The organism is Corynebacterium urealyticum DSM 7109 (assembly GCF_000069945.1).
Taxonomy (GTDB): Bacteria; Actinomycetota; Actinomycetes; order Mycobacteriales; family Mycobacteriaceae; genus Corynebacterium; species Corynebacterium urealyticum.
Genome location: NC_010545.1, coordinates 1,969,514 through 1,990,082 on the forward strand (window position 1 = coordinate 1,969,514; position 20,569 = coordinate 1,990,082).

Annotated in this window: 20 protein-coding genes; 7 read left to right on the forward strand and 13 right to left on the reverse strand. The window is 64.5% G+C overall.

Features of this window, described 5'->3' with window-relative positions:
- Positions 1–20 precede the first annotated feature (20 nt).
- The 10 genes from CU_RS08505 to dacB form a co-directional block, all read right to left on the reverse strand.
- Complete coding sequence (locus tag CU_RS08505) at positions 21–1,238, reverse strand: DUF6779 domain-containing protein (protein WP_012360931.1); 1,218 nt, start codon at positions 1,236–1,238, stop codon at positions 21–23.
- A 26-nt stretch (positions 1,239–1,264) separates the two neighbouring features.
- Positions 1,265–1,741, reverse strand: a complete 477-nt coding sequence (locus CU_RS08510; protein WP_012360932.1) for a DUF3180 domain-containing protein — start codon at positions 1,739–1,741, stop codon at positions 1,265–1,267.
- A 10-nt stretch (positions 1,742–1,751) separates the two neighbouring features.
- The gene (gene folK / locus CU_RS08515) at positions 1,752–2,420 is read right to left on the reverse strand and encodes a 2-amino-4-hydroxy-6-hydroxymethyldihydropteridine diphosphokinase (protein WP_012360933.1); all 669 of its coding nucleotides are present in this window, start codon (positions 2,418–2,420) and stop codon (positions 1,752–1,754) included.
- 4 nt (positions 2,421–2,424) lie between these two features.
- On the reverse strand, positions 2,425–2,802 hold the full coding sequence (folB, locus tag CU_RS08520) for a dihydroneopterin aldolase (RefSeq protein ID WP_012360934.1): 378 nt from the start codon (positions 2,800–2,802) through the stop codon (positions 2,425–2,427).
- The gene (gene folP / locus CU_RS08525) at positions 2,795–3,649 is read right to left on the reverse strand and encodes a dihydropteroate synthase (RefSeq protein WP_173362367.1); all 855 of its coding nucleotides are present in this window, start codon (positions 3,647–3,649) and stop codon (positions 2,795–2,797) included. Before folP ends, folB begins: the two co-directional genes overlap by 8 nt.
- Before the next feature lie 171 nt (positions 3,650–3,820).
- Positions 3,821–4,435, reverse strand: a complete 615-nt coding sequence (folE, locus tag CU_RS08530) for a GTP cyclohydrolase I FolE (RefSeq protein ID WP_012360936.1) — start codon at positions 4,433–4,435, stop codon at positions 3,821–3,823.
- Between the two features lie 20 nt (positions 4,436–4,455).
- A complete protein-coding gene (gene ftsH, locus CU_RS08535) occupies positions 4,456–6,960 on the reverse strand; it encodes an ATP-dependent zinc metalloprotease FtsH (RefSeq protein ID WP_231837652.1) in 2,505 nt (834 codons plus the stop codon).
- An 87-nt stretch (positions 6,961–7,047) separates the two neighbouring features.
- Positions 7,048–7,650: a hypoxanthine phosphoribosyltransferase gene (hpt, locus tag CU_RS08540; protein WP_012360938.1), complete on the reverse strand. Its 603-nt coding sequence runs from the start codon at positions 7,648–7,650 to the stop codon at positions 7,048–7,050.
- Positions 7,643–8,896: a tRNA lysidine(34) synthetase TilS gene (gene tilS / locus CU_RS08545; RefSeq protein WP_187289720.1), complete on the reverse strand. Its 1,254-nt coding sequence runs from the start codon at positions 8,894–8,896 to the stop codon at positions 7,643–7,645. Before tilS ends, hpt begins: the two co-directional genes overlap by 8 nt.
- 59 nt (positions 8,897–8,955) lie before the next feature.
- Positions 8,956–10,332 carry a D-alanyl-D-alanine carboxypeptidase/D-alanyl-D-alanine endopeptidase gene (dacB, locus tag CU_RS10500; RefSeq protein ID WP_012360940.1) on the reverse strand — a complete coding sequence of 459 codons (1,377 nt, stop codon included), beginning with the start codon at positions 10,330–10,332 and terminating at the stop codon, positions 8,956–8,958.
- A 143-nt stretch (positions 10,333–10,475) separates the two neighbouring features.
- Between dacB and CU_RS08555 the strand changes: the two genes are divergently transcribed.
- The 6 genes from CU_RS08555 to CU_RS08580 all read left to right on the forward strand — a co-directional run bounded on the left by CU_RS08555 (position 10,476) and on the right by CU_RS08580 (position 15,622).
- A complete protein-coding gene (locus CU_RS08555; RefSeq protein WP_012360941.1) occupies positions 10,476–10,958 on the forward strand; it encodes an inorganic diphosphatase in 483 nt (160 codons plus the stop codon).
- A gap of 323 nt (positions 10,959–11,281) precedes the next feature.
- Complete coding sequence (locus CU_RS08560) at positions 11,282–11,911, forward strand: hypothetical protein (protein ID WP_231837653.1); 630 nt, start codon at positions 11,282–11,284, stop codon at positions 11,909–11,911.
- Between the two features lie 100 nt (positions 11,912–12,011).
- Positions 12,012–13,190, forward strand: coding sequence for an IS256-like element ISCur2 family transposase (locus CU_RS08565; RefSeq protein WP_012360943.1), 1,179 nt, complete (start codon positions 12,012–12,014; stop codon positions 13,188–13,190).
- 281 nt (positions 13,191–13,471) lie between these two features.
- Entirely contained in the window at positions 13,472–13,798 is a 327-nt protein-coding gene (locus CU_RS08570) for a rhodanese-like domain-containing protein (RefSeq protein WP_148792649.1), read from the forward strand.
- Between the two features lie 184 nt (positions 13,799–13,982).
- Positions 13,983–14,240 (forward strand): hypothetical protein, encoded by a 258-nt coding sequence (locus CU_RS08575; RefSeq protein ID WP_012360945.1) that lies wholly within the window; start codon positions 13,983–13,985, stop codon positions 14,238–14,240.
- Between the two features lie 353 nt (positions 14,241–14,593).
- Entirely contained in the window at positions 14,594–15,622 is a 1,029-nt protein-coding gene (locus CU_RS08580; RefSeq protein WP_012360946.1) for an NAD(P)H-dependent flavin oxidoreductase, read from the forward strand.
- Positions 15,623–15,741: 119 nt separating this feature from the next.
- Here CU_RS08580 and ppk2 read toward each other — a convergent pair whose 3' ends face one another.
- Positions 15,742–16,641, reverse strand: a complete 900-nt coding sequence (ppk2, locus tag CU_RS08585; RefSeq protein WP_012360947.1) for a polyphosphate kinase 2 — start codon at positions 16,639–16,641, stop codon at positions 15,742–15,744.
- Positions 16,642–16,843: 202 nt separating this feature from the next.
- Between ppk2 and CU_RS08590 the strand changes: the two genes are divergently transcribed.
- Positions 16,844–17,563, forward strand: coding sequence for a hypothetical protein (locus CU_RS08590; protein ID WP_231837654.1), 720 nt, complete (start codon positions 16,844–16,846; stop codon positions 17,561–17,563).
- 520 nt (positions 17,564–18,083) lie between these two features.
- On the opposite strand, the gene CU_RS08595 is transcribed toward CU_RS08590, so the two are convergent.
- Together CU_RS08595 and groL are read right to left on the reverse strand one after the other, a co-directional pair.
- Positions 18,084–18,323, reverse strand: coding sequence for a hypothetical protein (locus tag CU_RS08595; protein WP_012360950.1), 240 nt, complete (start codon positions 18,321–18,323; stop codon positions 18,084–18,086).
- A 589-nt stretch (positions 18,324–18,912) separates the two neighbouring features.
- A complete protein-coding gene (groL, locus tag CU_RS08600) occupies positions 18,913–20,556 on the reverse strand; it encodes a chaperonin GroEL (protein ID WP_012360951.1) in 1,644 nt (547 codons plus the stop codon).
- Positions 20,557–20,569: the final 13 nt, after the last annotated feature.

Sequence of the window (20,569 nt, forward strand, 5' to 3'; positions counted from 1 at the left end):
TCTTTAGGTCGCGGTTCGAGCTACTTCTTGTCGTTCTGCTGGAAGCGCTTCATGAGCTCTGCGACCGTCAGGCCCTCGGAGTTCTCGTCCGCGCGGCGACGGCCGGCGCGGTATTCGTGGGCGCCACGCTTCTCATCGGCAGCTGGCTTGGCGGCCTGCTCGCGCTGCTGCTCAGCCTGCGGCGCAGCCTGCTTCTGTGCCGATCCGCTGGCCTGCTCGGTCGTAGCCTGCTCGGCAGCGGCCTGGCTCGGCTCGTAGGCGCGGAACGCCGGCTCGGTGCGCGGGGCGGGCTGGGCTGCGCGCTCCTGCTGGGGAGCCTGCGCGGCCTCGCGCTGCTCGTGCTGGCCACGGCCCGCTGCCTTCGGCTCGGCGGCCTCGGATCCGCGGTTGGCTGCAGCCTGCGCGCCGGAGGCACCCGACTGGGTGCTGGACTGGGCGCTGCTGGAGGAGCTGGAGTCCACGACGATCGGGATCTGCGTGGTCTCCTCGGTGTTGTCCCCGGTCCACTTCACGGCGGCGAAGCTGCCGGTGGAGAAGGCAGAGGCGCGGCGGTCGGAGCTCGGCTCGCTGTGGTGGCCAAGCGTCGGGGAACCCGCGGAGGAGGCGGCGCGGGCGGACGCACCCGGCTGGCTGCTGCGCGCCGCGCTCTTCTTGGTCTGCCCAGCCTGCGGCTGCTTCCACTCAGCCTGCCCGGACGTACCGGTCTGGTAGCGGCGGTCGGCCGGCTGCGACCCACCCCGGTCCAGCTCGATGATGCGCTCGGCGCGGGCGCGCACGGCGGTCTGCTCGTCGTCCAGCTCCTCGCCGGACATCTCCGCGAGCTGCGCCCGCAGGGAGATCAGCTCGTGGCGCAGCTGCTCCAGGTGCTCATCGCGCTGGTTGCGCAGCTGGCGGGTGTAGTTCTCCTTCAGCGCCGCCTCGCGCTGCTGGTGGCCCGCGACCTCGCGCTCCATCTCCGCACGGTGAGCACGCTCCAGGGTGTTCACGCGCTTCTGCTCGGCGCGCAGCGCGCTGGAGTACTTGGAGACCAGCACGATGCCCAGGAACGCGGCCCACAGCGCGGCGATGACCGCGATCTTCAGCCACAGGTCGGAATCCAGGAACAGCATCAGGATGCTGGCGATCAGCGCCAGCACCACGAGCAGCACCATCAGTACGCGCGGCCCGCTGTTCTGCCCGTCCGTCTGCTCGGCGCCGCCCGCAGCGGCGTTCTGGCTCCAGTTCTCCCGATTGCTCATGCTGGTCACCTTACCTGTTGACGTTGTTATTCACCGGGCACCCCGCCATCTTCCGGTGGTGTGAGGCAGTTCTGTTCCAGCCATTTGCCCGCCACCGCGGCCAGTGCCCCGCCGAGCATCCCGACAATCGCGCCCGGGGTGTCCTCCTGCGCGACGACGAGGTGTCCGGCGTTGAAGACCAGGAATATGACCATCCCGCCGTAGGCTCCGGCGAAGATCGCGCCGATCCACGCGACGGCCTGGCCGAGCACGCCACTGAACGCGACCGTCATGGGGTTGACCTGGCTGCGGTCCAGGCCGATGGCGTTGTCCTGCAGCTTCTTGCGCATGATAAAGCCCTGCACCCCGCAGATGATCGCGGCGATCCACAGCACGCTGCCGGTCGCCAGTTCGATGCGCGGGAAGTGGGCGTAGAAGCCGAGTGCGGTCACCCACGCGAACGCGGCGGCGATCACTGCTGCGATCACCAGCGCCGTGGGCGCGACCTGCTTCATCTTCTTCATGTTTTTCAGTCTACCCAGGGCTCGTCGCGGTCCCTGGGCTCGTTGCTGTCGTTTTTAGGACGTCAACCCCAGCCTCCCCGGGCGTGGCTGGACTGGTCAGCAGCGCCCCGAGCTGGGTGATGCCTGCGGTGTCCTCTTCGGGCAGCTGGGCCAGCCACTCACCGACCGTGGCGGTTGCGGCCGGCCCTGCCGGGGAGCCGGGCACGCGCGGCAGCGGGTCCTCCGGGGCGATCTCTGCCCAGGGCACGAGCACGAATCCCCGGGCGGTGGTGTACGGGTGCGGCAGGATCAGCTCCTCGCCCCAGCACCCACCGGAGATCACCGGCTCGCCGGTGGCGGCGTCGTAGGCGGCCAGCAGGTCGAGGTCCACGGTGCGCGGCCCCCAGTGCTGGAGGCGCACCCGACCGCCTTCGTTCTCGATGTGCTGGCAAGCGTGCAGCAGATCGAGGGGCTCTAGTTCGGTGGCCACGAGAATCACGGCGTTGCGGAATTCTTCCTGGGTGACCACGCCCCACGGCGGGGTGGCGTAGACCTGGGAGGCTGCCAGCAGCTGGGTGCCGGGCAGATCGAGCACGGCGCTGGCGGCCGCGCGGATCATGGCTTCCGGGCTGCCCTGGTCGCCGGGCATATTACTGCCCAGCCCGATGGCCACCCGCCAGCCGGCGGTGTTGCTCGCCACGGTCTTACCTGCCTCGTTGCTGCTTGAGGTTGCGGCGGGCAACCACCCGCACGTCGCTGAAGTGGTGCGGGATCGGGGCCTGTGGTTTGTGCACGGTGACCTCCGCAGCATGTGCCCCGCCGAGGGCGATGATCCGGTCAGCGATGGTGGCGGCGAGTGTTTCGATCAGGTCGAAGCGCTCCTGCTCCACCACGGCCACGGCGATGTCTGCCAGGTCCACGTAGGAGATCGTGTCGGCGAGGTCATCCGAGGCCGCGGAGGCGGCGAAGTCCGTCCAGACGACGATGTCCACCTCGAAGTTCTGGCCCTCGTCCTTCTCGAAGTCGTGGACCCCGTGGTAGCCATAGGCCTTCAGGCCCATGAGTTCGATGCGATCAGCCACGGCGCGCTCGCCACCCTTCTGCCACCGCCGGGCCGTCGCCCAGGCGGGAGTAATAAGCCACGTCCACCGCGGCCCGGGAGGGGGCCACGTTGTTCACCCGCACCGCCCAGGAGCCCGCCTGGGCTGCCAGCGCGGAGACCGCCGCGGTGGCGTCGTCCGCCGTCTCCGGGGAGCCAGGGAGGCCGTCGCTGGCAGGGCGCAGGGCGGTGAGGAAACGCTTACGGCTGGCGCCGATCAGCACGGGGAAACCCAGCTCGTTGAGCTGGCCCATCGCCCCCAGGAGCTGCCAGTTATCCGCCGGGGACTTCGCAAACCCGATGCCGGGATCCAGGATGATGTTCTCCTCTTTCACCCCGGCGGCGAGTGCTGCGTCCACTCGGCGCAGCAGCCAGTCGCGGACGGCGGTGACCACATCCACGCCGGTGCCCGCGCTCTGATCCGCGTAGCCTTCCGCGCCTTCGAAGCGGTCGGTCAGCCAGTGCATGAGGCAGATCGGCAGGCCGGTCTCGGCGGCGACGGGGAGCATGTCCTTGTCCGCGAGGCCACCGGAGACGTCGTTGAGGATGTCCACCCCGGCCTCCGCAGCGGCGAGTGCGGTGGCGGCGCGCATGGTGTCCACGCTCGTGGTGATACCCAGCGCGGAGAGCTCCGCGATCACGGGGGTCACGCGCCCGCGTTCGATTTCCGGGTCAACGCGCTGGGCGCCGGGGCGGGTGGATTCGCCGCCGACGTCGATAATGTCCGCGCCCGCGTCAACCATCTGCTGGGCATGGCGCACGGCGGTGGCGGTGTCCGGGTTGGAGCCCCCGTCGGAGAAGGAGTCTTCCGTGACGTTGAGGATCCCCATCACCTTGGTGCGCGGCGGGGTGGCCGACTGGTTCTGCTGGGTGCTCTTCTCCGGCGTGGTCGGCTGGTCAGGCTGAGCAGACTGTGCAGGCTGCATCATCAAGTCTTTCTAGGGTTGGTTCCCGCAGGGTTCGCTGTTGGTGCGCTTGGCCCGGGCGCTAGTGCTGGGGTTCTAGTTCCCGCGGATCAGCGCCATGGCCTCGGCGCGGGTGGCGGCGTTGTTCTGGAAGCCGCCGCGCACGGCGGAGGTCACGGTGTTCGCGCCCGGCTTGCGCACCCCACGCATCGCCATGCACAGGTGCTCGGCCTCGATAACGACGATCACCGCGGAGGCGTCCAGCCGTTCCATCAGCGCGTCGGCGATGGAGGTGGTCAGGCGCTCCTGGACCTGCGGGCGGCGGGCGAAGCCCTCCACCAGGCGGGCCAGCTTGGACAGCCCGGTGACCTTCCCGGAACGCCCCGGGATGTAGCCGATGTGGGCGTGGCCGAAGAAGGGCACGAGGTGGTGCTCGCAGGTGGAGTAGAACGGGATGTCCTTGACCAGCACGAGCTCCCGGTGGTCCTCGTTGAAGGTGGTGTTGAGCACCTCGGTGGGGTCGGTGCCGAGGCCGGAGAAGACCTCCTCGTAGGCGCGCGCCACACGGGCCGGGGTATCGGCCAGCCCTTCGCGGTCGGGGTCCTCCCCCACGGCGATGAGCAGCTCGCGGACGGCGGCTTCGGCGCGCTCGCGGTCGAAGTGCCTCGTCGACTCAGACGTGGTCGAATCAGGCTTTGTCGAATCAGCCATGTCGGTGTTCGCCGCCTTCCTTAGTTCTTCTCTTCGTCGGTGGGGTTGTTCCCCTCCGGGCCGGAGTGATGACGTCCACCCGGCTCGCCCCGGTCAGTTCCGTCGCCGTAGGCGCTGGTCCCTGGGTGCTGAGCGGGGTCGCGGCGGGCGTGGCGCCCGCCCGTGTAGGGCTCGGGCGTTGGGTTGCCCGACGCTGGGTTATTTGGCGCTGGGTTATCCGACGCTTGGTTGCCCGACGCTGGGGTGTTTTGCGTTGGGTTGCCGGACGCTGGGTTCTGCGGCGCCGAACGTTCTGGATCCTCCGCATCCGGGCCAGATACATGCGGTGCCGGCTCGCCGGCGGCCGGGGACTCCGAGACCCGCTCCCCTGCCTCGGTGACCGGACGGATCTGAGTGGTCGGGGCGTCGTCCGAGGTCCACGGGTTATCCGGGCGCTCGTGCTCCGGCAGCTCGAAACCGCGCTGCGGCTCCTGGTTGGCCTCCTGCTCACGCTCCAGCTGCTTGACCTGCTCCTGCTGTTCCTGCTTGCGCTTTTCGATGCGCGCACGGCGGGCAGCGGAGAAGTAATCCTTGCGCTTCGGCGGCTCCTCGCCGCGCTCCTTTGCCAGCTCGACCGGGGTCTTCACCGGCTCGCGGTAGTCCTTCGGACGGTCCAGATCCTGGCCCGGGAAGATCTCGGAGACCTCGCGCGGGGTGATGCCATCGAAAATGGCCTCCAAGTCCGGGCGGCGCAGCGTCTCCTTCTCGAGCAGCTTCTCCGCCAGCGTGTCCAGGTACTCCCGGTGCTCACGCAGCACCTCGTAGGCAATGTTCTGGGCCTTGTCCATGAGCATGCGGACGTCCTCGTCCACCAGCGCAGCGACCTTCTCGGAAGGGTGGAACTGGCCACCGCCGCCGCGGCCGACGAAGGGGTCGCCCTGCTCCTCGCCGAACTTCACGGCACCCACGCGCGGGCTCATGCCGTACTCGACGACCATGGCCTTGGCGATCTTCGTGGCCATCTCGATATCCGCGCTCGCACCGGTGGTCGGGTTACCGAAGACCAGCTCCTCGGCGGCACGGCCACCCATCGCGAAGACGAGGCGAGCAAAGAGCTCGGAGCGGTTGTACATGCCCTTGTCGTCTTCCGCGGCGGTCATCGCGTGTCCGCCGGTTCGCCCACGGGCCAGGATGGTGACCTTGTAGACCCGCTCGATGTCCTTCATCGCCCAGGCCGCCAGCGTGTGGCCGCCCTCGTGGTAGGCGGTGACCTTCTTCTCATGCTCGGAGATGATCTTCGAAGTGCGGCGCGGGCCACCCACGACGCGGTCGGTGGCTTCTTCCAGGGCATCCCCGGTGATGACGTTGCCGTCCACACGGGCGGTCAGCAGCGCGGCCTCGTTGAGAACATTCTCCAGGTCCGCGCCGGACATGCCAGCGGTGCGCTTGGCCAGGGAGGCCAGGTCGACGTCCGGTGCCAGCGGCTTGCCCTCAGCGTGGACTCGCAGGATCTGCTCGCGGCCCACCAGGTCCGGGTTGGTCACCGGGATCTGGCGGTCGAAGCGGCCCGGGCGCAGGAGTGCTGGGTCGAGCACGTCCGGGCGGTTCGTCGCGGCCATGAGGATCACGCCCTCGCGGCCGTTGAAGCCATCCATCTCCACGAGCAGCTGGTTCAGGGTCTGCTCGCGCTCGTCGTGGCCACCGCCCATGCCGGCGCCACGCTGGCGGCCGACGGCGTCGATCTCGTCGACGAAGATGATGCAGGGCGCGTTTTCCTTGGCCTGCTTGAACAGGTCGCGCACGCGGGAGGCACCGACACCGACGAACATTTCCACGAAGTCGGAGCCGGAGATGCTGTAGAACGGCACCCCGGACTCACCGGCCACCGCGCGGGCCAGCAGCGTCTTACCTGTGCCGGGCGGGCCGTAGAGCAGCACGCCGCGCGGGATCTTCGCGCCGAGCTTCTCGTACTTCCCTGGGTTGGAGAGGAAGTCCCGGATCTCGTCGAGCTCCTCGACGGCCTCGTCCGCACCGGCGACGTCGTCGAAGCGGGTATCCGGGTTGTCCTTCTGCAGGTCCTTGGCGCGGGACTTGCCGAAGCCGAAGGGGCCCATGCCCCCGCCGCCCTGCATGCGGGTGAGCATGAAGAACAGCAGGCCGAAGATCAGCAGCATCGGCAGGAGCATCATCAGCAGCCCGCCGATGAAGGAGTCCTGCGAGACGTGAGTGTCGAACTTCTCCGCCTCGGAGCCCTTCACCGCATCGAAGATCTGCTGGCTGGCTCGGGCCGGGTACTGGGTGGTGATCTGCTCGATCCCATCCTTGCCCTCGACCTCGATGGGCTTCTTCAGCTTCAGCTGGACCGTCTGTTCGCGGTCCTTGATCTCGGCTTCCTTGACGTTCTTGGCGTCGAGCTCCTTGATCGCGATGGAGGTATCGACCTTGTCGAAACCACGGTCGCTGTCCGTGAGCACGCCAAAAGCGTAAATAGCGATGAGGGCGGCGGCGACAATCCCCGCGATCCTCAGGACCTTGTTCTTGTCCATATTTCCCATCAGTTAGTTGTGCCCGCGCATTGTTTCGCCAGCGCTACTCGCGGACGTCCGGGCGCTGGCTGAAGGTGCGTGAACGCTCTATTCGTACACTTCCGGCTTCAGGGTGCCGACGAATGGCAGGTCGCGGTAGCGTTCGGCGAAGTCCAGGCCATAGCCCACCACGAACTCGTTCGGAATGTCGAATCCGACCTCAATGAGGTCCTCGATCTCGACCTTGACGGCCTCTGGCTTGCGGAAGAGTGTCACGACGGACAAGGAGCGCGGCTTGCGGTTGGTGAGGTTCTTCATCAGCCAGGACAGGGTCAGGCCGGAGTCGATGATGTCCTCGACGATCAGGACGTCGCGGCCCTCGATGTCGCGGTCCAGGTCCTTCATGATGCGGACGACGCCGGAGGAGCTGGTGGAGTTGCCGTAGGAGCTGACGGCCATGAACTCCAGCTGGTTCGGGATCTCCAGCTCGCGGGCGAAGTCGGTGATGAAGAAGACCGCACCCTTGAGCACGCAGACGAGGATGAGGTCCTCCGGGGCGTCGCGGTAGCGCTCGTCGATGGCGGCAGCGAGTTCGCGGATGCGGGAGTGGAGGGTGTCCTGGTCGATCAGGACGGCTTCCAGGTCGTCACCGTAGGGGTGGGCCGGGATGTCGGTGCTCTTCTTGGTCCAAGTCGAGTTCTGATCAGTCATGTGCTCGTCGATCCTTTGGGTGCTTGTGTGATTCTTCCGCCACGAGGCGCAGGACGCCGCCGCGCCGCGCCACCACCAGCCGGGTGCGGTGTTGCCCGGTGGGCGACACCTCCGCTGGTGGCGGGCTCGGCGGGTGGGCGCGGCCTCTGCCTAAAGCCTCATAACCGTTCATTGTATGCCACGGGACGGACACGCCGCCTTGCCCGGCCCAATCCGTGACGAGGGCGTCGATGCGGCTCAAGTGGGAGTAGGTCAACGGCCCGGTTTTTCCCGCGAGCCAATGGCGGATCACGCGGCGCCGGAGGGCGTCGGACAGCTCGGCGAGTGGGGCGCAGGCCAGCTCGGCGGTGGCGTGCGGACGATCCCCGGCGTGCTCACGGTTGTCGGCTTGCTCGTGACCCTCGGCGTGCCCGTGGCTGCCGGCTTCGGCGATAAGCCGGGTGTATTCCGCGTGGGCGGCGGCCTCCAGGTAGTCGGAATCCTCGCGCAGCAGCCGGGCGGTGCGGGTGAGGGAGTCGGCCACGCCGGGGCCGAGGATCTCCTCCAGCAGGGGCAGCAGCTCCTGACGGACCCGCGATCGGCGAAAGCGGGGGCTGGCATTGTGCGGGTCAGACCAAAAGCTCAGCCCGGCGCGGTGGCACGTGGCCTCGGTGTCCTCTCGCGTGCTGTCCAGCAAGGGGCGGCCGAGCCACCCGGCCCCCGCAGCAATGGCCGGGTGCTCGTTGCCGGCCTGTTGCTCGCCATTATCCGAGCGCTGGTGGGTGGCCGTCGTGATGGGGCGCAGCCCGGCCAGCGCACCCGTCCCGGAACCACGGGCCAGGCCCAGCAACAACCCTTCCGCGTCATCGGAGGCGGTGTGCGCCACCAACAGTGGCCGCCCCGCAGCCGCGGCCCCGAGCGCGCGGTAGCGGGCCTCGCGGGCGGCGGCCTCATCTGCACCCGGCCCGCCGGGGACATCGATGGTGAGGACCTGGGCCGGGATGCCGATCTCCTCACAGTTCTGCGCCGCGGTGGCGGCGACCTCGGCGGAACCTTCCTGCAGCTGGTGATCCACCACCAAGGCGCGGAAGCTCGCCCCCGGCAGGTCTTTCTTGGCGATCCCGGCGGCGGTATAGGCCAGCGCGAGGGAGTCCGCACCCCCGGAAACCCCCAGGTAGACCGGCCCCTCGGCCAACTGCGCGGCGTGCTCCGGATGCGTTGTGCGCAGCCCAGCGAGCCAGGCGCGGAAGTCCGCTGCGGTGCTCACGGTGTTCCTCCTCCCCAGGGCCTGGCCCCAGTCACCCTGCGTGGCCGTTGCCGAGAAAACTAGAGCCGATACACGGCGGCGGCCAGCCGGTCGAGGGCTTCGCGCCCGTCGCCGACGTCGGCGGGAGTATTGGACAGGAAAGCGAAACTCAACGGGCGGCCGGACTTGGTGACCACCGTGCCGGCCAGGGCATTGACCCCGTCGAGGAAGCCGGTTTTCGCGCGCACCCACCCGGCTGCGTCCTCGGCCCCGCTGCCCGCCAGGTAACGGTTGCGCAGCGCGCCCTCCGCACCGGCGACCGGCAGGTCCTGCTGCAGGGCGTGCAGCTTCTTGCTGCCCAGCGCGGAGTTCAGGTTGTGGGCGCTCAGGCGGTTGTCCTCGCTCATGCCGGAGGTGTCGTGCAGCACCGCACCTTCGGTGTCCACGCCGTTGTCCTTCAGCACCTTGAGCACGCCCTCGGTCGCGCCCTTGAAGGTGCCCGGCAGGTCCTGGCTGATCGCCACCTCACGGCCGACGGCCTCTGCGAGCATGTTGTCCGAGTGCAGCATCATGTCCCGCAGTCGGGTACTCAGTGGCGCGGAGAGCACCTGCCCCAACGCTTCCTCAGCGGTTGGATGGGCCGGCCCCACGGGATCATCGGAAACCTCGAGCTTCAGTTTCTTGGACTTGAGCTTCTCCCCCAGCCCCATGTCCTCGGCGAGCGCCTGGGCCACGTCCCGGGCTGGGGTGTTGCTGCGGGCGGAGTAATTTTCCGTGGGGATGATGCGGCCGGCGTCGATCATCACGGAGTCCAGGAAGGTCACGTTGCCCATCCCGATCTCCACCAGGTCCCAACTCTTGTGGAAGGTGGACTTCTCCCGCATGGAGTTATCCACCGTGATCTTGGTGATCTTCTTCAGCTCCTCGGCCGGCAACGCTCGGCGAACCTGATCCGCCAGATCGCTGATGGCCGGGGCATCCGTAAAGAAGCCGGAGCCAGGCTTGCGGGCGAGGGTGATATCCCCCTCGCCCACGAGGATCAACTCGCCCGGGCCGCCCTTGACCACGGAGGTCGCCAGCCGGTCTTGCGGGCCCTTCGCCAGCAGGGCCGCGGCGGTGGTGTACACCTTCGTCGAGGAGGCCGGCACCAGGTGCTTGCCCTCATTGTTGGCGTAGATCACCTCGCCGGTTTCCAGGTCGGTGATCTCCGCGGATAGGCGCCCCAGCTGCCGGTCCTTCGCCGCCTTCTTCACCTCGGTCAAGTCCACCGGGGTGGCAGGCGGGCTGGCCTCAACCATCACTGGTTCGTCAGGACGGGGAAGCGCTGCGGGGGCGACGTCGTAATGGGGACGCTGGGAAAGAACCACCGTGCCAGCGATGATGGCGGCGGCGACCGCGAGGAACGCCACCACCGCGAGGAGCCAGCGGCGGAAAGAGGACTTCTTCTCAGCTTCCAAAATCTAAATCCTGACAATGTGTGGGCGGCAGGGGCGGTGGTTAGTAGGTTCCACCTTATCCTGCGACTAGGATGGGGCCTGCATGTACGTCAGGCGCCACGAGGCGCTGTAAACAGACACCGATTTTAAGGATGGCGCGAGTTATGGCTCAGAGCATCGAAGTCACCATCGAGATCCCGAAGGGTTCCCGCAACAAGTACGAGATCGACGAGGAGACCGGCAAGGTTCACCTGGACCGCTACCTCTTCACCCCGATGGCGTACCCGGCTGACTACGGCTTCATCGACAACACCCTCGGCGAGGACGGCGACCCGCTGGACGCGCTGGTCATCCTGCCGGAGCCGCTGTTCCCAGGCGTGGTTGTCAAGGCCCGCCCGGTTGGTGTGTTCAAGATGACCGACGAGGCCGGTGGCGACGACAAGCTGCTCTGCGTGCTCGACGACCCGCGCTTCGACCAGTACCAGGACGTGGACGACATCTCCCAGTTCACGAAGGACGAGATCGAGCACTTCTTCGTGCACTACAAGGACCTCGAGCCGGGCAAGGAGGCCCGCGGCGAGGGCTGGGGCACCGCTGCTGACGCGGAGAAGATCCTGGCCGACGCCATCGAGCGCGCCAAGAAGTAGAAGGCTTTAGGCTTTTAGGCTTCTTGGGGCTCAGCGCCCGCTCCCCTGCTGTGGGGTGGGCGCTTTTGCATGTGTGGGCGGAAATGAAATTCTGTGGCGAGCTCGGGACATTTCACGAACGAGCCCCTGAACAACTGAGGCTTAAAATACATTAGTTTTCAACTCAGTGAACGGAGCGACCCAATTTGTCTACGTCGTGGAAGAACTTATCGCGCCATCAGGCTCACTGCATATGGGAAGCACTACCTGTGGCGAGAAGGGAAACCTACCTCAGGATCGCAGAGCAACATGGCGCTTGTGACACCCAAGCGATACTGCTGGCGATGCAGCTCTACGTCTGGAATGGCGATCTCGCAGCAGCGGTCGACCGCGCGACAGGAGAGGTAGAGGTCTATCTACGCAACTTCATTGACAAGAGCTTTTCTCAATGGAACGAGAGCTCAGTCGCTGGCACGCATGAATGGCTGACCCAGCCTGCCTCGCCATTAACAAAACTCGTGAACACCAGTAGAGGGTCTATTTTGAGCCTTGCCCACACCGATACAGTTCGCGGGAAGCCCACCCATCATGATTACGTAGCTGGCCTCTCATTTGGAACGTGGGTACACTTGCTCCCCCGACCACATGCGGGGTCAAAGAACGCCCACGTTCGACTCTGGAGAGAAGCCCTCGAGCCAAAGCTTGGCACATCGGATCGCGTCAATTTCCAACGTCAGGCGATGCGCATCAAGGATATGAGAAATCGCGCAACCCATAGGCGACCCCTAGTTAAAGACATCAAGAGCCTAAGCCAGGTACACCGCGACTCAGTCGAGATCTTGCGGGCCATCGACCATGACTTAGGCGAATGGTTCCGAATTCAAAAATGGATTCCGGTAGTCCTCAACGATTCCGGGTTAAACGACAAAATGTGTGTCCGGATTCGTCGATTTGTTTGGGTTGATCAGGGGTAATCCGGAAAGTATATGCTCCTAGAGCATATATCCGCCCCGGGGCGGCGAAATACCGGGTGTGACAGCAGCGTGTGGTAGGAGCTGGTGTTGGCATTGATCAATGCCGAAGAACAGACCACGCTGCCACTGCGGCGGCGAGATGAAACGCAACGGTAAGACCTCCGCCAACCGCACCCGGTGGCGGTGCAAAATCTGCGGCGCTTCCACCACCAAGCAGCGCCCCGATATCACCAACTCCGCAGCCTTCGCAGCATTTATCACCCACCTCACAACCGGTGCGAGCTTGGAAACCGCTGCCGCCGAAGCAGGGTGTCATCCGCGTACCCTGCAACGCCGGTTTGAACACTTCTGGCTAGTTGATGTCCCCGATCCCACGATCGGCCACGAAGGCCGGGTCTACGACCAGGTCTTTCTTGACGGCACCTACACCGCCGGCGGATGCTTGATTGTTGCCGCCACCTTGGATCACGTCATCGCTTGGCACTGGTGCACACGTGAGACCACCCGCGACTACCAAAGGCTCCTCGAACGTATCCCCGCGCCCCTGATCGCTGTCATCGACGGCGGCCAAGGCGCTGCCAGCGCAATCAAGACATGCTGGCCTGCAACGAAAGTGCAGCGCTGCCTCGTTCACGCCCAACGCGTGGTGCGTCGGCACACCACCTCACGCCCCCGCACCGATGCAGGACGAGCGATTTACCAGCTCGCGCTCAACCTCACGAAGATCACCGCTCTTGACGAGGCAGCCGAGTGGGGTGCACAACTGCACGAATACGGCACTATCTACCGCGACTGGATGAACCAGAAAACGTTCACAACCGACCCAGCGACACGGCAACGCACCTGGTCATGGACGCATGAACGCACCCGCAAGGCCTACAACAGCCTCAACCACCTATGGCGCAACCAGCTGTTATTTGTCTATCTCGACCCACCTGACGGTGTCCTCGATGTCAGCCGGATCAAATCCACCACCAACAGCCTGGAAGGCGGCATCAACGCCCAGTTGAAACTGCTTGCCCGCACCCACCGCGGCAGATCCGGTGAACACCAACGCCGGATGCTGGATTGGTGGCTGTACCTGCAAACGGAACTGCCTGACGACCCCGTTGAGATCGCCAGGCAGTCCAACTGGGGCCAGGACCAACTCGCCAAAGTATCCACCCTGACCCACAACGAGAACCAAGCCGACCACGAAACCGGACGACCAGCCCTCTACGACAACGCTATCGACACCGACTACACACACTCAATCGGCATCCAAAAAGGCCACATCTAACCCCGCGACACGCCGGAGTCAGACACACATTTTGTCGTTTAACCCACGATTCCCCGTTAACGCAGATAGAAAGATAGCCCCCAGCTTCATGCTGGGGGCCAGAGCTTATTTGCCTTTTGGGGCTTGATGTCTCACAGCGTAGCACGCCGGGGCACAGAATGTCATCCGACATGACACTTTCCAGCCCCGACCCCGGAAACGTGAAGATACGCCTCACACTGGGTCACATCCCCGCCCCGCAGCCGTGGGGTAGCCGGGGTGTGGCTAGTAGCATGGCGGGCATGAGTGACTTTGAATCCATGAGAGCAGAAGACGTCCCAGAGGACGTCCAGTTGGTGGACGTCCGCGAGGCCAATGAGTTCGCGGAGTGGCACGCCAAGGGCGCCGAGAACCTCCCGCTGTCCGAGCTGCAGCTGCGCTACGGCGAGCTGGACCTGGACCAGGACCTGTACATCATCTGCCTGTCGGGTGGCCGCTCGGCGAAGGCCTGCCAGTGGCTGGAGCTCAACGGAATTGACGCGATCAACGTGTCCAATGGCTCCATCGGCTGGCGAGATGCCGGCCGCACGATCATCGTCAACGGCGAGGAGACCACGAACCCGGCCTAAGCGCTGGGACGGCGTACGCTCCCCCCATTACTCCCGCTGCGGGTGGCTTTCAGCCACCGGTGGCGGGAGTTTCGTTATCCAAAATTCACTTTAGATTTCCCGCCAAAAGCTTCTTTTACACTGCTGGCGAGGCTAACGTCGAAGGGACAAGGCCCTGATCGACAGAGCTAAAGGTTGTATCACCATGAAGAAACATGCATTCATCACAGTCCTCGCGGTGGTTGCCGTCGCCGCCTTCATCTACCTCCTTGCCGCACCACCAGCGGAGTTCACGGCGCTGGAGGGCAGCACCCAGCTCATCATCCTGATCGTCCTGTTCATGGTCGCGGAGTTCCCGATCACCATCCTGCTGATCGAAAAGTTCGTGCGAGGCAACCGCGAAGAAGCTGCGAAACAACAGCGCACCCCGAGCTCGGATCACCTCCCCCGCCCGACTCTCTAAGGCCCAGCCTTCGCCTGGGCAGCACGCCCCGGCGCGGGCGCACCCCTGAGCCCCCACGCGGCGCCCCGCGCGCCGCAACCCCTCACGGACGCACCGTCGCGCCGTCGCGCCGCGCTCCGCACAGTTTTGCAGAGTTTAAGGTCGCCAAACACCCGAAAACCGACCACAAACTCTGCAAAAGGCGCAATGAGGCCCTACCTTCACTACACTCTGAGCACCCGCACCTCCCTAACCACCGCCCTTCGTTGTCCCCACCCCGTCATGGAAGAACCCGTGGCGGGGTTTTCGCTGCCCCCCCCCCGCGCTAACGTGGATAGCGAACCTTAGCCGCTAACCCGCTGGAAAGAGCACCCATGACTGAATTTCTCGCCCTGCAACGCCCTATCGTTTTGGCGCCCATGGCCGGTGGCCCCTCCACCCCGGAGCTCGTCGCCGCCGTATCCAATGCCGGTGGTCTCGGCATGATGGCCGCGGGCTACCTCTCCCCCGATGCGTTCCGCGAGCGGATTGAGGCCATAGAGAAGCTCACCACCCAACCCTTCGGGGTCAATATCTTCTCCCCACCCTCCCACACGGGCCTCTCCGCCTCTGAGCTGCGTAGCTGGCAGCGTTATCGCGAACAGTTGGGCACCTACTCGGCTGTGCAGGCTTCTTTTCCGGACGCCCCTTACAACACCGATGATCACTATGAGGAGAAAGTGCAGATCGCGCTTTCCTCCGCCGCGAAGGTCGTGTCTTTTACCTTCGGCTACCCGACCCAGGAGATCGTGGATACCCTGCACGCCAAGCAGAAGCTGGTGGTGCTCAACGCCACAACCCCGGAGGAGATCGAGCATCTCGCAGCCACGGACTGCGACGCCATCGTGCTGCAAGGAAAGGAGGCCGGTGGTCACCGGGGCACGGTGCTCTCCACCCCGGAGGAGGGCTGCGCGTACTCGCTCGCCGAGCTGCTAGCACACGCGAAGGAGGCCACCGATAAGCTGGTGATCGCCGCCGGTGGCATCGCGAGCAGGCAGGACGTCGCGGAGGTGCTGGAGAACGGCGCGGTCGCCGCCCAGGCGGGCACCCGCTTCCTCCTGGCCACGGAGGCAGGGACGAAGAAGACGCACCAGCAAGCACTGCAGACGCTCAAGGGGCGCCCCACCGTGATCACCACGGCGTTCACGGGCAAGCCAGCGCGTGCGATCCGCAATAGTTTTACCGACCGCTTCCAGCCGCTGGCCCCAAGCCTGTACCCGGAGCTGCACTACCTGACCTCTGGTCTGCGCGGCGAGGCGGATAAGGCTGGCGATCGGGAGTACCTGAACCTGTGGGCCGGGGAGAACTACGGGCTCACGCGACCGGGGCCGGCCGCGGCGATCGTCGCGGAGCTGGCACCGTAGGACACACAAAAGGGGAGGGCCACCCTGGTTGGGTGGCCCTCCCCTTCGCCGTGAGCGCGAGCGTTGCGCTCTAGCGGTCCGACACCGCCCCGCGGATTCCGCGGAGTCGGCTGCGAGTTTTAGTCGCCGATCTGGTCGCGGCCGCGTTTGACCAGCAGCGGGTCCGGCTGGCCCACGACCTCGTGGTCCTTACCGGTGTACTCGAACTTGCTGAGCACGTAGCGCATCGCGTTGATGCGGGCGCGCTTCTTGTCATTGGACTTAATGGTGATCCACGGGGACTCGTTGGTATCCGTGTAGCGGAAGGTCTCCTCCTTCGCCCGGGTGTAATCATCCCAGCGGTCCAGGGAGGCCAGGTCCATTGGGGAGAGCTTCCACTGGCGGACCGGGTCCACCTGGCGGATCGCGAAGCGGGTGCGCTGCTCCTTCTGGGTCACGGAGAACCACAGCTTGGTCAGGGAGATACCGGAGCCCATGATCATGTTCTCGAGCATCGGGACTTCGCGCATGAACTCGGCGTGCTGCGCGTGGGTGCAGAATCCCATGACGCGCTCGACGCCCGAGCGGTTGTACCAGGAGCGGTCGAAGAACACGATCTCGCCCCCGGCCGGGAAGTGCTGGATGTAGCGCTGGAAGTACCAGCTGGTGGACTCGCGCTCGGTCGGCTTCTCCAGGGCGACGGTGCGGGCGCCACGGGGGTTGAGGTGCTCGTTGAATCGCTTGATGGAGCCACCCTTACCGGCGGCGTCGCGACCCTCGAAGAGGATGATGTGCTTTTGGCCGGTGTCCTTGGTCCAGTTCTGCCACTTCAGCAGCTCGATCTGGAGGGCGCGCTTGATGTGCTCGTACTCATCGCGGCTCATGCGCTCTTCGTAGGGGTAATCCTCACGCCAGGTGTCAACGCGCTGGCCGTCTGGGGTGATCAGTACCGGGTCGTCTTCATCGGAGTCATCCACCATGTACCCCTCGGTGGACGCGAGGTCGACGAAGTGCATGTCTTCTTCGTTGGTATTGCTCATGCTTTGCACCTGTTTTCGGCCTAGTGAGTGAGACTTCTACGCCTTCTATTCTACTGCTTAACAGGCGCGGGGGTGGGCCACACCTCCCCTTAATGGAGAGCAGAACGCCTTTCCTTTCTTTAGAAATCTCCTGAACAACTCGCGCTCATTGTTAAATTGATTTAACTCATTCGCAGCACCACCAGTGAGGCACACGAACAGCGTGGACAATCGTGATTTCATCATCGACTCTCTCGGAGCCGCTCGTATGGAGCCCTATCTGCGGGCGACAAATGGTCACAAAAAGCAGGCCTTAAATTTATACCGCTGGAGCGTTCGGCTTGCCGCTTCGGTTCAGGAGGTACTCGGCATCACTGAGGTGTTGCTCCGAAACGCAATCGACAGAGAACTGCAGGAGTGGAATAACGCTAATCTTCCCGGACCACAGAGTTGGCTTCTCGAAAAGCCCGCAGCACCGCTACGCGGCTTGATCAAAAACAACGTCCACAAGGCCACGGAGCGAGCGGAAGAGTCCAGAACGCAGCGGAAAGAAGGCCACCCTCGCCGGTCAGAGCCCCTGAGTCACGACGATGTGTTGGCGCACATCATGTTTAGCTTCTGGAGACAAGTACTGCCTAACCACGCCCCGGATGCCAACCGGGACGATCAAAGAAACAAAAACAAACTGCGGCTATGGGAGGAGGCCATCTCCAAGGCCTTCCCCCACGCCGAGGACCCCGACGGTAAGCAAACATTCTGGCGGGTCTCTCACCTCGTCGAACTACGCAACCGAGTTTCACACATGGACAGCCTTCTCCATGTTGATATTGAAGATGTCTTGGGAGACGCGTTCGACCTCGTAGAAAGTATCGACCCTCAGCTCCGCGAGTGGCTGACAAGTATCAGCACGGTCAAGGGGATCATCAAGCAGAGACCAAAATAGGGAAGGCCCACCGGCGTCTCATCCGGTGGACCTTCCCTGCCTCAAAGCTAGGGACTAAATCCCTGCCTTCCGTAAGTAGATTAAACCGAACTCTCTTGAACTGTCAACCGGGTTTACACACCCCGGCGCTACGAAGCATGAGGGCTGCGGACGGGATCTCTACAGCAGAAACCTTCGACCCCACGAAGGCTGCGGCGGAGTTGTAGGGAAAGCAAAACCCCGCCACCGGAACGGTGGCGGGGTTTAGTCGCTCTAGGCGAGGCTTAAATTAGAAGCCGAATGCCTGGAGGAAGTTCGGCAGCAGGCCGATCAGCTTGGACAGTGCGTCGATCCAGCCAGCGACGTTGGACATGGTCTCGAAGAAGAAGGTTGCGTTACCCATTATGGAAACTCCTAGAGTGTAGGTCCGCTCGCCCGCAGGCGAGTGGGGAAACTGTTTTTAGAGGGCCCCGCCGGGCGGGGCGGGGTACGCCACTAGTGCCCTAGCGGCAAGCGGAAACCAGCGCGGTTTCCGGGGAGACTACTTGTTCTCGGAGGAACCTGCTGGCTTGTCAGCCGGGGTGTAGCCCTCGCCGACCTTTGGGTCCTTACCGAAAGCCTTAGCCAGCTCGTTCAGGTTCTTCAGGTCGTTCTCCTTGCCGACCGGGCCGAAGTTGTCCTTGCCCTGGACGATGTTGAAGATCGGCTTCAGGAACTCCCAGATGTTCTTCCAGAAGGTGGAGAAGTCGTTCAGGAAGGTGGTGATCATGTCGACGTTCATATGAACTCCTCGATAAGTATGACAGCCCCGCCACTTTCACGGGACCTACATTGGATCAACGCTTAGTGCGTTACGGCTCTCGATTATGGCACAGGGAATATTTATGTCAAGAGAGGATAACGATTTCCTGCCAACATGTGAAAAGGATCACATTTATAACCTTCTGCGACTTTCCATGATCGAGCATCTCCACTGGTTAACCCGCAATTAACCTGAGAAACCCACCCAGGTAACACCCACTCTGAACAGATGAAAAGCATTCCTGATAGGCGCTCAGATTTATATTTTCTTACTTTCCTGAGAAACACCTGATCATCTACGCTCGATGGGCACATACCCCGGTGCAGCAACGCCACAGGGCGCCGTAACGCACCTCAGAACACCGCATGGGGCGGCTCAGCCGCTTAAGGCGAGACCCCTCCCCGACCTACCCCATCCGGCACCCCAGAACGCACAAAGGCCTCCCGCCAGGAATCACCAGGATTCCCAACGGGAGGCCTTTAATACCCCTCCCCCTCAAGCGGGGGCGCAAGGAGCCCACAACAAGAGCCCTAGGACTCAGCAGCGGAGCCCAGGGCCCTGCGGGGGCCTAGAAGCCGCCCATGCCGCCCATGGCGTCTGCGTCCGGCATAGCTGGAGCGTCTGGCTCCGGCTTATCCGCAACCACAGCCTCGGTGGTCAGGAACAGACCAGCGATGGAGGCAGCGTTCTGCAGTGCAGAGCGGGTCACCTTCACCGGGTCGGAGATGCCAGCAGCCAGCAGGTCCACGTACTCGCCGGTGGCGGCGTTCAGGCCCTCGCCGGCAGGCAGGTTGTTGACCTTATCCTCGACAACGCCCGGCTCCAGGCCAGCGTTGCGGGCGATCTGCTTCAGCGGGCCGGCCAGGGCAGCGCGCACGATCTGCACGCCGGTTGCCTCGTCGCCCTCCAGGCCCAGGTTGTCCTCCAGGACGTGCGCGGCCTGCACCAGTGCAGCGCCGCCGCCCGGGACGATACCCTCCTCGGCAGCCGCCTTCGCGTTACGCACGGCGTCCTCGATGCGGTGCTTGCGCTCCTTCAGCTCCACCTCGGTGGCGGCACCGACCTGCAGGACGGCCACGCCGCCGGAGAGCTTCGCCAGGCGCTCCTGCAGCTTCTCGCGGTCGTAGTCGGAGTCGGCGTTCTCGATCTCCTGGCGGATCTGCTTGATGCGACCCTCCAGCTGTTCCTTGGAACCAGCGCCATCGACGATGGTGGTGTCGTCCTTGGTGACAACGACCTTGCGGGCGGTACCCAGCAGCGGCAGGTCGGCGGTCTCCAGGTTCAGGCCGACCTCCTCGGCGATAACCTGGCCGCCAGTCAGGATCGCGATGTCCTGCAGCTGAGCCTTGCGGCGGTCACCGAAGCCCGGAGCCTTAACAGCAACGGACTTGAAGGTGCCGCGGATCTTATTCACAACGAGGGTGGACAGCGCCTCGCCCTCGATGTCCTCAGCCACGATCAGCAGCGGCTTGCCGGACTGCATGACCTTCTCCAGCAGCGGCAGCAGATCCTTGACGTTGGAGATCTTGGAGCTCACCAGCAGGATGTACGGATCCTCCAGGACAGCCTCGCCACGCTCGATGTCGGTGGCGAAGTAGCCGGAGATGTAACCCTTATCGAAGCGCATGCCCTCCGTGACGGAGAGGTTCACGCCGAAAGCGTTGGACTCCTCGACGGTGATCACGCCGTCCTTGTTCAGCTCACCATCGCCGACCTTGTACATAGCCTCGGCGATCAGCTTGCCGATCTCCTCGTCCGCAGCGGAGATGCCAGCGGTGGAGGCGATCTGCTCCTGGGTCTCGATCTCCTTGGCGTTGGCCAGCAGATGCTCGGTCACCTTCGCGACACCAGCCTGGATGCCGCGCTTGATGCCCATCGGGTTGGAGCCGGCAGCCACGTTGCGCAGGCCCTCGCGGACCAGGGACTGAGCCAGAACGGTAGCGGTGGTCGTGCCGTCACCGGCGACGTCGTCGGTCTTCTTCGCGACCTCCTTGACCAGTTCCGCACCGATCTTCTCGTACGGATCCTCCAGCTCGATCTCGCGAGCGATGGTCACACCGTCGTTGGTGATCGTCGGTGCGCCCCACTTGCGCTCGAGGACTACGTTGCGACCCTTCGGCCCCAGGGTGACCTTGACGGCATCAGCCAGGGTGTTCAGGCCGGTCTCAAGACCGCGGCGGGCCTCTTCATCGAATGCAATCATCTTCGCCATTAGGCTTCAGATC

Coding starts and splice junctions, on each gene's coding strand:
- CU_RS08570 (WP_148792649.1), top strand. CDS start 13,472: ATGAGTGACTTTGAATCCATGAGAGCAGAAGACGTCCCAGAGGACGTC.
- CU_RS08580 (WP_012360946.1), top strand. CDS start 14,594: ATGACTGAATTTCTCGCCCTGCAACGCCCTATCGTTTTGGCGCCCATG.
- CU_RS08575 (WP_012360945.1), top strand. CDS start 13,983: ATGAAGAAACATGCATTCATCACAGTCCTCGCGGTGGTTGCCGTCGCC.
- folE (WP_012360936.1), bottom strand. CDS start 4,435: ATGGCTGATTCGACAAAGCCTGATTCGACCACGTCTGAGTCGACGAGG.
- CU_RS08555 (WP_012360941.1), top strand. CDS start 10,476: ATGGCTCAGAGCATCGAAGTCACCATCGAGATCCCGAAGGGTTCCCGC.
- CU_RS08505 (WP_012360931.1), bottom strand. CDS start 1,238: ATGAGCAATCGGGAGAACTGGAGCCAGAACGCCGCTGCGGGCGGCGCC.
- ftsH (WP_231837652.1), bottom strand. CDS start 6,960: ATGGACAAGAACAAGGTCCTGAGGATCGCGGGGATTGTCGCCGCCGCC.
- folP (WP_173362367.1), bottom strand. CDS start 3,649: ATGGGGATCCTCAACGTCACGGAAGACTCCTTCTCCGACGGGGGCTCC.
- CU_RS08565 (WP_012360943.1), top strand. CDS start 12,012: ATGCCGAAGAACAGACCACGCTGCCACTGCGGCGGCGAGATGAAACGC.
- hpt (WP_012360938.1), bottom strand. CDS start 7,650: ATGACTGATCAGAACTCGACTTGGACCAAGAAGAGCACCGACATCCCG.
- CU_RS08510 (WP_012360932.1), bottom strand. CDS start 1,741: ATGAAGAAGATGAAGCAGGTCGCGCCCACGGCGCTGGTGATCGCAGCA.
- groL (WP_012360951.1), bottom strand. CDS start 20,556: ATGGCGAAGATGATTGCATTCGATGAAGAGGCCCGCCGCGGTCTTGAG.
- CU_RS08595 (WP_012360950.1), bottom strand. CDS start 18,323: ATGAACGTCGACATGATCACCACCTTCCTGAACGACTTCTCCACCTTC.
- CU_RS08560 (WP_231837653.1), top strand. CDS start 11,282: ATGCAGCTCTACGTCTGGAATGGCGATCTCGCAGCAGCGGTCGACCGC.
- ppk2 (WP_012360947.1), bottom strand. CDS start 16,641: ATGAGCAATACCAACGAAGAAGACATGCACTTCGTCGACCTCGCGTCC.